Origin of the sequence: Zestosphaera sp. (assembly GCA_038843015.1) — an archaeon.
Classification (GTDB): domain Archaea; phylum Thermoproteota; class Thermoprotei_A; order Sulfolobales; family NBVN01; genus Zestomicrobium.
The window spans coordinates 1-12235 of the sequence record JAWBSH010000001.1 but is presented as its reverse complement, the minus strand read 5'-3'; the positions used below and the strand labels follow the sequence as shown (position 1 = coordinate 12235).

At 44.1% G+C, this 12235-nt stretch carries 10 protein-coding genes and 3 tRNA genes; 5 read left to right on the top strand and 8 right to left on the bottom strand.

Annotated features, from left to right (window positions below; genetic code table 11):
- The first annotated feature begins 64 nt into the window (after positions 1-64).
- Both QXL29_00065 and QXL29_00060 read left to right on the top strand, forming a co-directional pair.
- A complete protein-coding gene (locus QXL29_00065; protein ID MEM2282996.1) occupies positions 65-880 on the top strand; it encodes an MBL fold metallo-hydrolase in 816 nt (271 codons plus the stop codon).
- On the top strand, positions 846-1652 hold the full coding sequence (locus tag QXL29_00060) for a radical SAM protein (protein MEM2282995.1): 807 nt from the start codon (positions 846-848) through the stop codon (positions 1650-1652). The genes QXL29_00065 and QXL29_00060 overlap by 35 nt, the downstream gene beginning before the upstream one ends.
- 8 nt (positions 1653-1660) lie before the next feature.
- Here QXL29_00060 and QXL29_00055 read toward each other — a convergent pair whose 3' ends face one another.
- The 4 genes from QXL29_00055 to QXL29_00040 all read right to left on the bottom strand — a co-directional run bounded on the left by QXL29_00055 (position 1661) and on the right by QXL29_00040 (position 5571).
- The gene (locus QXL29_00055) at positions 1661-2839 is read right to left on the bottom strand and encodes a nicotinate phosphoribosyltransferase (GenBank protein MEM2282994.1); all 1179 of its coding nucleotides are present in this window, start codon (positions 2837-2839) and stop codon (positions 1661-1663) included.
- 97 nt (positions 2840-2936) lie between these two features.
- The gene (locus tag QXL29_00050) at positions 2937-3329 is read right to left on the bottom strand and encodes a hypothetical protein (GenBank protein ID MEM2282993.1); all 393 of its coding nucleotides are present in this window, start codon (positions 3327-3329) and stop codon (positions 2937-2939) included.
- 142 nt (positions 3330-3471) lie between these two features.
- Positions 3472-4875: an ATPase domain-containing protein gene (locus tag QXL29_00045; protein ID MEM2282992.1), complete on the bottom strand. Its 1404-nt coding sequence runs from the start codon at positions 4873-4875 to the stop codon at positions 3472-3474.
- Positions 4876-5049: 174 nt separating this feature from the next.
- A complete protein-coding gene (locus QXL29_00040; protein MEM2282991.1) occupies positions 5050-5571 on the bottom strand; it encodes a nitroreductase family protein in 522 nt (173 codons plus the stop codon).
- A 103-nt stretch (positions 5572-5674) separates the two neighbouring features.
- Here QXL29_00040 and mgtE point away from each other — a divergent pair, with 103 nt between their 5' ends.
- Positions 5675-7051, top strand: coding sequence for a magnesium transporter (gene mgtE / locus QXL29_00035; protein MEM2282990.1), 1377 nt, complete (start codon positions 5675-5677; stop codon positions 7049-7051).
- A gap of 37 nt (positions 7052-7088) precedes the next feature.
- Here the strand turns inward: mgtE and QXL29_00030 are convergent, their stop codons facing one another.
- The 4 genes from QXL29_00030 to QXL29_00015 form a co-directional block, all read right to left on the bottom strand.
- The gene (locus QXL29_00030; GenBank protein MEM2282989.1) at positions 7089-8750 is read right to left on the bottom strand and encodes an oligosaccharide flippase family protein; all 1662 of its coding nucleotides are present in this window, start codon (positions 8748-8750) and stop codon (positions 7089-7091) included.
- A 38-nt stretch (positions 8751-8788) separates the two neighbouring features.
- Positions 8789-8899 (bottom strand) — tRNA-Ser (locus tag QXL29_00025).
- A 174-nt stretch (positions 8900-9073) separates the two neighbouring features.
- Positions 9074-11482 (bottom strand): heavy metal translocating P-type ATPase, encoded by a 2409-nt coding sequence (locus tag QXL29_00020; protein ID MEM2282988.1) that lies wholly within the window; start codon positions 11480-11482, stop codon positions 9074-9076.
- Between the two features lie 12 nt (positions 11483-11494).
- Positions 11495-11683: a YHS domain-containing protein gene (locus QXL29_00015; GenBank protein ID MEM2282987.1), complete on the bottom strand. Its 189-nt coding sequence runs from the start codon at positions 11681-11683 to the stop codon at positions 11495-11497.
- Between the two features lie 270 nt (positions 11684-11953).
- Between QXL29_00015 and QXL29_00010 the strand changes: the two genes are divergently transcribed.
- Together QXL29_00010 and QXL29_00005 are read left to right on the top strand one after the other, a co-directional pair.
- Positions 11954-12049 (top strand) — tRNA-Gly (locus tag QXL29_00010).
- A gap of 97 nt (positions 12050-12146) precedes the next feature.
- A tRNA-Glu gene (locus QXL29_00005) sits at positions 12147-12224 on the top strand.
- Positions 12225-12235 lie beyond the last annotated feature (11 nt).

Sequence of the window (12235 nt, the reverse complement as noted above, 5' to 3'; positions counted from 1 at the left end):
CTCTTGACGGTGTTCTCTGACGAGAGCTGAGTTAGTCGGTTTCGATAGTTTTGGCATAAGATCGATGGCGACATTTCTTGAAACCACAGACGCTACTATTTTTATAGACCCGGCTGTCTCGATAGCGCCTGTCAGGTACGGGTTACCTCCTCACGAGGTCGAGTTGAGGAGGCTTAACGAAGTAGCTACTAAGATTACTTCAAGAGCTTATGAGTCAGAAATAATAGTAGTGACTCACTACCACTACGATCACCATGACTTAGGAGATTTAGTCCCTGTCGACATATACAAGAATAAAATAGTCCTTATTAAAGACCCTAAAAAACACATTAACGTATCGCAACGTATTAGAGCCGCTAAGTTTCTTAAGAGAATTAGCGGACTCACTAAAGAAGTTAAAATAGCTGACTCAAGCACGTACGTTTATGGAAACACTATCGTTAAGGTCTCTCACCCTACCCCGCACGGACCCACTCCTAAGCTAGGTTACGTTATCCAGGTTTTAGTAAGAGACAGTGACAAAAAAGTTCTTTTTACTTCAGATGTTGAGGGACCGGTCAATGAAGATGCCGTGAACTTCATGATAGATAATCCTGCTGACTTAGTCATAGTTGATGGGCCACCCACATACCTTTTCGGTGTTAAGAAAGAAGTTAGTGACCCTGAGATTGCCTTACGTGAGTTGATAAAGTATTTATCTCTAAGCATGCCCGAATACCTGGTTATCGATCATCACTTGCTTAGAGATTTAAATTACACTAAGTTTTATGAGTCGCTAAAACCTTATCTCGGGAAGACTAAGTTAGTCACGGCAGCCGAGTTTATGGGGAGGGAGCCAGAGCTTCTTGAAGCTAGGAGGAAAGAACTTTATGGGGGTTGAAGAACGACTCTACGACCCTCTAGAACTCTCAAAAAGTGTTGAGTCTTTAGTTACTAGAGCGTCAAAGGGAGTTGTAGAGAGGAAGTACTTCAGGTTTAGAGGTGGTAGGTGGTACGGGGGGATTGCTTCAGCAGACGTGATAGGATGTAATCTGAGGTGTAGGTTCTGCTGGGCTTGGTACTTCAGAGATAGGCACGACTTAGGCTTTTTCTTGAGTCCGGAGGAAGTCTTCAAAAGATTGAACGAGATAGCTTTCAAGAGAGGCTATAAATACTTGAGACTGACTGGCGGGGAACCAACTATCGCGAGAGAACACTTGCTAGAAATCCTGAAGCTATCTGAAACTTCCGGGTTTGTTTTCATAGTAGAGACTAACGGCATATTGCTTGGAGCCGACCCTACTTACGCTAAAGAGTTATCTAGGTTCAGCAACATATATGTTAGAGTGTCTTTCAAGGGCACTAACCCACAGGAATTCACTAAATTAACAGGCGCTACACCGAGAGGTTTTGAGCTACAAGTACAGGCTTTGAGAAATCTCCTGAACTATGGGTTAGTACCAGGCCGTGACTTCGGTGTTGCTGCGATGGTGGGTTTCTCACCAGATGAAAATATTGCTAGGTTCGTCACCACACTTTCATCCATAGATGATAGGCTAGCCACTGACGTGGACTGGGAGTACGTTCTTACGTACCCTCACGTGATGAAGTTGTTAAGTCGCTATAATTTAAAACCTATCAGAACTTACAGGCCAGAAGACGTGAGTGAGTGACTTTAGCTCTATCTAGGTTCGTCTACTTCAGGTTCTGGAGCTACTTCAAGTTGTTTTAAGACATAACTCCTGATCTCAGACGGATTCGGCAACTCCCTTACTAGTTTGCCTTCACGTAACCACATCATCATTAGTTCTTCCCTGCATCTCTGAGGCTCTTTGTCGAACGGTGTTATCTCGTAGTCTAGTGTGCCGCACCTCCACACCTTCTTAGCTCCCGGCCACTTACCTTTCTTTGTGTGAGGTACCCACACACCGTCACGATATTTCTCTACTATGTCCATGCTTAAGTCTATTGAGGGTGGGAAAGTTATTGAAGTTCCTACACCGAAGCCGTCAACTAATTCTTTCAATTCTTTGATGGTCTTCTCGTTAAGTCCTCCGCTAACGTATATCTTCACGTGTTCTTTACCTATGAGTTTCAGCGTCCATCTTATCTCCTCTACTATGGCTCTTATGTCTCCCCTCCTGCTTCGAGGAGTATCAATCCTCACTCCAAATAGTTTGTCACCAAGACTCTTAATCGCCTCAAGTGTGGCGAATCTTTCGTCGTGGTAGGTGTCTATCAGGGCTATTCTAGGTACGTCAGGCTCTACTACTTCATCAAAAGCTCTCCACGCAGATTCCTCATCATCGAATACTAGGATTAGCGCGTGAGGCATAGTTCCCGAGGGTCTTACACCGAGGGTCTCCATGTTGAAAGCTCCTGAAACCCCGTCCATCCCGCCTATGTAGGCGGCCCTGTCAAGCATGGGGTGTATTGCGGGATGCGCGCTCCTTAACCCGAAGTAGAGGAAAGTTTTTTGCGGAGCTAATCTCTTAAATCTCGCAGCTTTAGTCGCTACTGAAGTGTAGTGCCTTAATATGCCTAGTAAAGGAGTCTCCAACTCACACATATCATAGTAGTTTCCTTCAACAATCATTACTGGAGTATACTCTCTTATTAGAGTTCCTTCAGGCAGAGAATACACGTTAAGAGGTTTACCTTTGAGCAGATAAAGAGCTTCTTCAAGTCCTGCGTAGACAGCCCATTCATGCCCTTTAGGCAAGTCGAGAACATGTACTTCCATCCTAACCCTCACATTTTCAAGTCCCTTCGCTTTAAGGATCTTCTTAGTCCTAACAAAGTATATGTCTGTTATCTTGCCGTTAAGTATGTCTTCCTCACTAGCTATGTAGAATCTCATCATTTCCACCTAAACACAAAATACTGGAGTCCTTTAAATAAGTTTTTTTCTTCAACTAAATAGACGCGCGGCAAGACTTACCAGTGTCTGACGAGCTTTATCGTTTAAGGAATGTAGACAGCCAAGACATTAGTTCGTTAGCTGAGTCGTTATCTACTATGTTAAACTCTACCAGGTCTCTCACGTACTCAGCAACGTCATCGAAACGTATGAACTGAATATATTCTTCACTTACCTCCACTACGTAGTCTCCTAACACAACATACTCTAGATACCTGCCCTCAATAGTTAAGAGCGAGTATGTAGGTGCTTCGAGAGAATCCAAGAAAGTTTTTATTATGCAATACTCGCAGTTCTTGTAGAAAATGCCTTCTTTAAGGCTTGGCACATCAACAAATGACTTCTCACCACAGAAATCTCTACAAGAATCTAGCAAGTCTCCTATCTTATCATACATTCTCTTCTCAAGACTATCTAAGGAAGCACTCATTACTGACTCCTCCAGATTATATCGTGCCAGTACTTATATCGTGTCTTAAGGACTTCTTATTCAGCCTTACAAGCTACGCTCTCGCACTCGCTCTAGTGAACTATGACCTCTTATTGCCTCACATCCTCTGAAGCAGTCTTAACTAAATTTTTTGTTTTCTTATAAGGTCTCTACACTCTATCAGACAATTTCTAAAAGCTTCTGCAGGAATCTCGAAACTGCTTCCGTAGCTTGTTTGTATAATTACTTTCTCCTTATCTAGTATTATTGTTACGTCACTTATTAATTGGAGTGACTTAATAAACTCTTCTGACGAGTAGTTACTAAACCTAATTAGCAGTCTGCCTGATTGCTTACTGTATAGTGCTTGATCACGCAATAGCTTTATATACTCTATCGGGTTCTCGCGTGCGTGGATAGCTTCAGGAACTTGAGTGTCTAGGAAAACTACTGCGTCTGGATTATACTCTCTTATTGTATTGAGTTCTTCTCCATATAGCTCTTGCAAAGTCATAGAAGAGGGATTCAATGACTTAACCAATATTTTATCAGTGATTAGTTTGTTTATAGCTTCTGACACGACTTCGTCTCCTGAAGCCGCTTTACGGAACTCATCAATTATTTTCTTAGTAGGCAACATATATGAGAATATGAGGACTTTATTTAAGTTGTTAAGTAGCATCGTAGCATATATTAGAGTGACTATCTCTGTCAGCGGGACTGGCCTTGTCGTGGAGACTAGGCTTACTACGCTGTTTAAGCTTGCTTCTTTCACGCTATCTCCTAATGTCCTACACGGGAACAGCAACTTACTCTCTAGTGGGTTAGGAATTTCCTTAATTAACGTAAGATGCCAGAATTTTATTCCTCGTCCTTCCTCGATCGTGAATGGAATCTCTACTGGGAATATCTGGGCACCCCTAGTTTTGATGAGGCTAGCAAATCGGGTAAGCAGTCTTTTGTTGGACTCTGCACGTAAGTGTATCACTATGTCAGAAACGTGCTCGACATCCGCGCGCATCGTTTCGTCTGTCCCAGTTTCTTCTAATGTAATTACTAAGAGCCCGTTAAGGAGCTTAGATAGTGTATATAAGTTGTTCTGAAGAAACGCTCTCCCACTTACGTTGTCTCTCATTACTCTAAGTAGAGGTGTTAGAGAATCTATTACGAGAACTCTCGTTTTACCTGCTATCACTTCATTCTCTAGCATACTCACAAGCTCCTCAACTATTTCTGAGGTTCCAGGTATTGTGAGAGTCACAAACTTGAATAAACCCCTACTCTCTAGTTCTCTCAAATCAAAACCAAGTCTCGCGAAGTTCTTGTAGAACCTGTCTTTGAATTCTTGTAGTGACGCGTATAGGCAGGGATGACCTCTTAAAGCGTTTGAGTAGCACACAGTTGTTGCAAGAATGGTTTTACCTGTTCCTGAAGCACCTATTATCGAGACCATCGCGCCGTATCTTAGAGAATCACCTAGCTTCTCATCTAATTCGCTTATCCCTAGAACAAAACCATGAGATGAGCTTGCTTCAGATACCCTCACTGAAGCACTACTCCCATGAGTATATGTATGATAAGCAATATTTAAGTCTTAAGATTCTTAAAACACCGTATCAAGAAGCCAGAACTCTTATTGACTGTTAGTTAAGTTTTTCACTTGCAAAATCTTGTGAGAAGTAGTTCGCTACGTCTCAGTAGAGGACTTAATAAACGATGCTTAAGTCTTGATGCTCTCGCCGTATTTCTCTAGGTAGGTTATTTCACTCAGCTGTTTCCTCTCTCTAGGCTCGGGCTGTTCCGCCGGCCACCCTATCGCGAAGAGTGCTACAGGAACGTAATCTTGCGGTGCGTTAACGAACTCTAGTAATTCATTTATGTTTCGCAGAGTCTGTATCCAGACAGCGCCTAGTCCCATACAGTGAAGAGCAAGCCAGAAGTACATAGCAGCTAGGGAAGCATCAACCATGTATGAAGTCGGTGATTCTTCTTTGTTAGCGAGAACTAAGACGGCAACCTTGGCATTCATGAGAGGCTTAGAATACCTGAGCGACTTTGCCAGACTCTCAATCCTCTTAGTATCACGAATTATTATGAACTTCCACGGCTGTTTGTTCCCGGCACTCGGTGCATACCTAGCTACTTCAATAGCTTTAAGGACCATGTCTAGAGGTACTTCAGCATCTTTGAACACTCTTATGCTACGCCTCTTAAGAAGCGCCTCAATACACGCATCACTCAAATTAACCCCTATACTATAACTTCAGAAAGCATATTTAAGTAATGCATCATTCGGCACGCACCTAATTATTAATTCCAGATTTTCTAAAGTTTTGGTGTGGGTAGTGAGTTCAGAGATCTTAGAGAAGATTGAGGAGCTGGTTGAAGAAGGTGATGTAGCGTCATTAAAAGACTTCTTAGCTAGTCTAGACCCCTACATGATAAAGGAAATTCTCGAGCGTGCGGGACCTGAGTTAAGAACTAAGATGATACCGCACATACCCTTACATAATATGAGTTCAGTCATATCTAAGTTGAGTGAAGATCTTTTAAGTGAGATAACTTCTCTTAAAGGACTAGATGAGCTACTAGAGTTAATTAGTAAGATGCCCGTAGACGAGGCTGTAGACTTAGTGCAGAAACTGCCACCTAAGACTGGAAGTAAGGTACTTAGTTTGTTACCACCCCAGAAAGCTAAGGAAATATCTGAGTTGCTTAAATATCCTCCAGAAAGTATTGGAGGCATAATGACTACTAGAATACCTATTTTCAAGTCTTCACTCATAGTAGAGGAAGTCATTAAGGAGTACTTAGCTAAAGAGAGTTCCGGAGCATACGACAAACACAATTACGTGTACGTGGTTGACTCGGAAGGCAAGCTAATAGGTTGGGTGGAGGTCAAGTCTCTACTCACTAAACCTAGAAACAAGCAACTCAAAGACGTTGTCGGTAAAGTCCCTGTGACGGTCGACCCCTTCTCAGATCGTGAAGTGGCAGCTAAACTAGCAGTTACTTACGACCTCTCAGAACTCCCGGTTATCGATAAAGACGGCAAGTTGTTAGGGATAGTCACCTTAGATGACGTGCTAGACGTTGCTGTCGCGGAATTCTCTGAAGACTTGGTTAAGTTCGGCGGATTCACGGACGTTATTAAGAGTAGTTACGTCAGTGCCGACATCAGGTCTATCATCGTGCGCAGAGTGCCTCCAATACTCTTCCTATACTTAATGAACGCTATAACAGGAAGCATCGTTGCTTCTTTCGTCGGGATTATCGAGAGGGTTGCAGTACTCGCGGCTTTCTTGCCAATGCTCGCAGATAACTCCGGTAATATTGGTTCTCAAGCATCAACCTTCATAATCAGGAGTCTCGCTTTAGGAGAGATTAAGCCTAAAGACTTCTTGAGAGTCCTGCACAAGGAGGTGCTGACCTCATTATGTATGGCTTCAATCTTACTACCTGTAGCATTCCTAATTGCCTTCACGATAACTTACTTCTCATACAGTGGTAACCTGCCTTACGCTACTCAAGTAGGTTTAATAGTTAGTGTCGCCTTACTAGTCTCTATGTTACTAACTGACGCAATAGGGTCTCTACTGCCTCTCTTATTAGCTAAGCTACGTGTAGACCCTGCAGGAGTCTCTGCACCGATAATAACGACAATAGGAGACGTAGTGACGGCAACCACTTACTTCACAACAGCCATGTATCTCTTAAGCTAAGCAATGCTTAAGTCATAACTGCAGAGCAACAAGCTACTCAACTACTACCTTCGTCGCTTGAGGTCACTCTCCCTAAATACTTATCTCTCACTTGAAGTAAGAGCCTCCCGACTTCTAAGAAGGCACTCAAGACCTTACCGAATAGTGGGATCCCCCCAAACGTCTTTTTAAGGATTTCATAGTCTCTCCAGCTGATGCTGTTAGCAAATACTAAGAGTGTTATGTATGTAATTATCGAGATTAGTAACTCTGTGAATAACCTGATTATGTAGTTCTCTACTAGGTGCTGAGTTGGTGTTGCTATCAAGACAGATAAGAGCGAGATCACGTAGATTTTCGCTAGAGACCTCCAACTCACGTTCACGTTCAGTTCTCTAGATACCAGCAGGAGGTACGTGAGTACTGGGAGCCCAGTTAAAGACAGAGCTATTGCGTATCCTTCAGGACCTGCACTAGATATTAGCAAGTAGCTCACTGGCATCATAATGAGTAACTGAATTGCTGAAGAATATAGTAAGTCTTTAGTTCTTCCTAGACCGCTTAGCAGAGCACTCAGCGTCACTGTGAAGGGCGCGTACACGTACCCGACAGACATTAAGGTTAGGTAGAGGGGTGCTGTCACGTACAACCTGCCGTAAATAAGTCTTATCACGTCTTGCGAGAACACCCCGATCATTAAGGCTACCTGAACTGTAAATATGGACATGTACTTCAGCACGTTATTCAGCAGTTCGTTTATCTCTCTCCACGCACCCCTAACCTCAAGACTTGAAAACACCGGAAACAGAGTTATTGAGAAAGGAGCTATAGTGAGTGTAATCAGAGATATGAATTGGTTAGCTGCCTGCATATTACCTAGTTCGGCATTAGTAGCTATCCTAGCTAGCATGACGTACTGGAATCTCTGCAGAACAACGCTGAGTAAGCCTGATAAATACAGCGGTAATCCAAACCTTACTAAGTCGTAAGACCTCACAATGTTCTCACGAGGCTTCTTCAACTTAACGTAGCTGAGCATTACTACGAAGCCCGTAACACAAGACACAACATAGCTTGCTATGTGTCCGAGCAGAGCTCCAAGCACTCCAAAACCCAGCAAGACTAGTAGAGGACTTAACAAAAGCTTAGTTAGTGACTGCATGATCATGACGAAAGACCTAAGCTTCATACGCCCTAAAGCAGTCATTATAGCTAGAAAAGAATTCATTAAAGCAGTAGAGAAAGTGAGGATAGATGTTAAGCTAACGTAGTAAGCGAGCTCGGGTCTTTCAGCCAGAGTCGTAGACAGCTCAAACGCGAATAAGTAATTCACAACTGAAACTACGGAAACTACAAAGAGCTTAAGTACGAGACCCTTAAAGACTACTTCCTTCACTATCTCTTCTTTTCTTAAGGCGTTGAATTTAGAAACATACTTTACGAGCGCTGAATCAATCCCGAAATCTGTAAAGAGTAGTAAGACGCTAGAGACTAACAGAGATACTGAGTAAATCCCATAATTTTCTGGTTGCAACAACCTAGCAACTATTATAGCTGAAACAGCTAAGAAGAGAGTAGACAAGAAATTACCGACGAAAACAACGAAAGCGTCTCGAGAGGTCCTGACAAGCACTTTCTCAAATTCTTCACTCAACTCATCCGACCTTAAGTAAATTCCCTGAAGCTCCTTTAAAATATTTCTTATTCTCCTAACACCCAACCTATGAAAGCAAACCAACAAACGAAGCGGAAACTTGCTGGCGCCGGGGGCGGGATTTGAACCCGCGTGCCCCGTAGGGGGCAGTGGGTCTCACGCAAACGCCGGACATGACTCGAGCCCACCCCCTTAGACCGCTCGGGCACCCCGGCACTTCTAGAATATCTCTAGTTTCCCTAAAATTAAGTTTTTCTCTAGGTAATTCCCACTTTTTAGAGGTACGCAACACGCAGGTTTTTGACTATGTCTCCCGCGACTGAATACCCATATTTAAAGTTCTGAGGTTATTCCGGCTGACACGCTGATTGACGCGCTCGTAGCTTGTGTTAGGTTACGTCAGGCATGAGTAGCGCGTTTGATATGACGCTTACGTCACTTAAGATCATGGCTGCTGCGGCCATCTCAGGCGTTATGAATATGCCGTAATGGTATAATAACCCGGCCGCTACCGGTATCAGTGTCGCGTTATAGATGAAGGCCCACCCTATGTTCTGTAGCATCTTCTTCTTGACAACTTTACTGAGTTTTACTAGGAAGGTTATTGCCTTCAAGTTGCTGTTGAGTATTACCACGTCACCTGCTTCTTTAGATACATCAGCACCCCCGCCCATCGCTATGCCGACGTTAGCTACACTTATTGCGGGCGCGTCATTGACACCGTCACCGACAAACACTATCTTGAAGCCCTTGCCCTGGAGATCTCTTATTAAGTTAGCTTTATCACCTGGTCTAAGCTCCCAGAACGAGAAGTCTAGCTTGAGAATCCTCTCGAAATACTTAACGCTAGCCTCCACATCACCGCTAGCGAGTCCAACTCGGAAACCTTGTTGCTTAAGCTCTTCCACGATTGCCGGCGCCTCACTTCTTAGTTCGTCACCTATCTCAAGGACTGCGAGGACTTCTGTGTCTGAGGTTACGATAACTGGTGTACGTCCTCTAGAGCCAATCTCTACTATGAGGTCTTCCAGCTCTTTACTGACTTGAATACCGAGTTTTTCAACCAAACTTAGATTGCCTGCTGCAATTTTTCTATTACCGACTACGCCGAAGACTCCTTCTCCAGGGATGTGTGCGTACTCTTCTGAGTCACTGAATCTTATGCCGCGTTCTATGCAGGCCTCGACTATAGGTCTAGAAAGGGGGTGCTCACTCTTAGACTCTACACTACAGAGTAACGACAGCACTTCCTCAACACGCGCACTCCCCACAACATGAATATTCAGTAGCGTCGGCTTCCCCACTGTTAGAGTGCCTGTCTTATCAAGCAAGACCGCATTTGACGTGAGAATCCTCTCGAAGACGTCGCCTGCTTTTATGAGTACACTATTTCTAGAAGACTTATGTACAGCTACTGAAATAACTAGAGGTGTTGCAATACCGAGTGCGCAGGGGCAAGCAACAGCTAGTACTGCTGCCATGAACATTACGCCCTTTAGGGGGTCGCCAGTAACTACAGACCAGTAAGTGAAGGTAGTTGTCGCTATCGCTATGACGACCCACGTGAAGTACCCTACTATCTTGTCGGCTATCCTAGCAAGCCTAGGCCTCAGTGACTCAGCCTCCCTGACAGTCTCAGCTATGTAAGCTATGAGTGTATCATCTCCAACTCGAGTAGCTCTCACTCTCAAGTAGCCTGAAGTCAATATACACCCGGCCAAGACGGGGTCTCTACTACTGTCTCTTTTTAATCTTGGTAGAGGCTCTCCAGTAAAGCTCGATTCATCAACATAGCCTGAACCCTCCACTACTACGCCATCAACTGGTACTACCTCACCTGCCCTCACCTCTACTACATCACCTGGCTTAATCTCTGAAACAGGCTTCTCCACAATACCCCCATCACTCACGACTCTAGCTCTACTCCTTAACGAAGTCAGGAGTTCTTCAAGAGCTTTAGACGCTCGCTTTCTCAGCCTCTCTTCAATGTACTTCCCTAAACCAACGAATCCTATCACACCAGCAGATGCTTCAAAGAATGATGCCGTGTGGAGACCTTCATACCGTAAGATGCCTGTAATCCCTGCTAGACCCGCGACTAGCGTTGAGAAGGATGAGACAGATATTAATGAGTCCATGACTGGCGTGAGCAGTAATAGTGCTCTCACCCCCCGAACAACTATGTCGTAGTTTAGACTTACCGCAGTTACGGCTAGAAGCGCGAGCAAGTACTCTGCGTTGGTTAAGAAGTCTTGACCTGATATCATCGAGTACATGGACAGAGATATAGTTATCACTCCTATAACGAAAGACGTGACCCTCCTGAGGAAGAGAGTCTCTCTAAGAATGTTCTTCCTCTCTTCGAAGGAGCTGGAGAGAGGCTTAACACCTAAAGACTTAAGCGCCGCCTCTAGAGTCTCTCTAGAAGTCTCAAGCGTGTTGTAGAGTATAGTTGCTATGCCTGAAGTCACTGAGATCCTCAAGTCAAGCACTCCTTGGATTCCTAAGATCCTTGACTCAAGGAGAAGTACTTCTTCACTGCCGAAGCCTGTTACACTCACGTACAACTTTTCTTTCTCAACGTCATAGCCAGCGTCTCTTATAGCTCTATAGATGTCTCTAAGCTTACATCTATCTCCATAATAAGTCACCTCAGCTACTCCAGAATTGATGTCGATTTTAAAAGACTTGACGCAACCTAGCGAGTTTATACTCTTTTCTATAGCGTAAGAACATGTCGGACAATCTACTCCAACCACCTTAAGTCTAGTTTTAACGATGCCTGACAAGAACACCACGCCTCAAGTAGTTTAAGGGTTTTTCTGTCGGTCGCGCGGCATGCCCTGAGGCCCATGAGTTAAGTAGAACTCAGGGTCTTTCTCAAAAGCCTCCAAACAGTGCTTGCTGCAAAAGTAGTATAATTCACCCTTATAGATAGTCTTAAAAGGCGTTCCCAGGTTAACGCGCATCCCGCAAACCGGGTCTACACGCTCTTGCATCTAGAATCCCTCATAAATAACAACGTTAACGGCGTTAATAAGCTGATCACCGCCTCCCACACCTGTAGGCAGAGCCTAATCGCTAGAACCTTATTAAGGTTTGCTAGAAGTTTTTGATAGTTAGCGCGTCATTAGCTTGTTGAGTTTTGCTGGATTCTGCGTAGGCGATTATTACGTCAAGACATCTAAGTAAAGTCTGCTTAGTCGAGAATTCGGGATTTTGGAATTCTCTGAAAAACTTAATAATCCTCTACTTACTTAATCTTATTGGCGGCGGTCGTCTAGCCTGGATCAGGACGCCGGCCTGCCAAGAAGGTCCTCGTAGAGCGCCGGAGATCCCGGGTTCGAATCCCGGCCGCCGCACCAACTTAAAACTCTTAACTTTAGTGAGTTTTCTTGAGTTTTTGTGAACTCGCCGGATGTGAAGGAGATTTATAAGCTCTTGTTTTTTATTTGTTTTGGTGCCGCGGTAGTATAGCCCGGTCAAGTATGCGGGCCTTTCGAGCCCGTGACCCGGGTTCAAATCCCGGCCGCGGCACCAAAGAAAGTCTT

Bases quoted from the DNA above. Each gene is read 5' to 3' on its own strand.
- QXL29_00055 (MEM2282994.1), bottom strand. From the start codon at position 2,839: ATGAGATTCTACATAGCTAGTGAGGAAGACATACTTAACGGCAAGATA.
- QXL29_00015 (MEM2282987.1), bottom strand. From the start codon at position 11,683: ATGCAAGAGCGTGTAGACCCGGTTTGCGGGATGCGCGTTAACCTGGGA.
- QXL29_00065 (MEM2282996.1), top strand. From the start codon at position 65: ATGGCGACATTTCTTGAAACCACAGACGCTACTATTTTTATAGACCCG.
- QXL29_00050 (MEM2282993.1), bottom strand. From the start codon at position 3,329: ATGAGTGCTTCCTTAGATAGTCTTGAGAAGAGAATGTATGATAAGATA.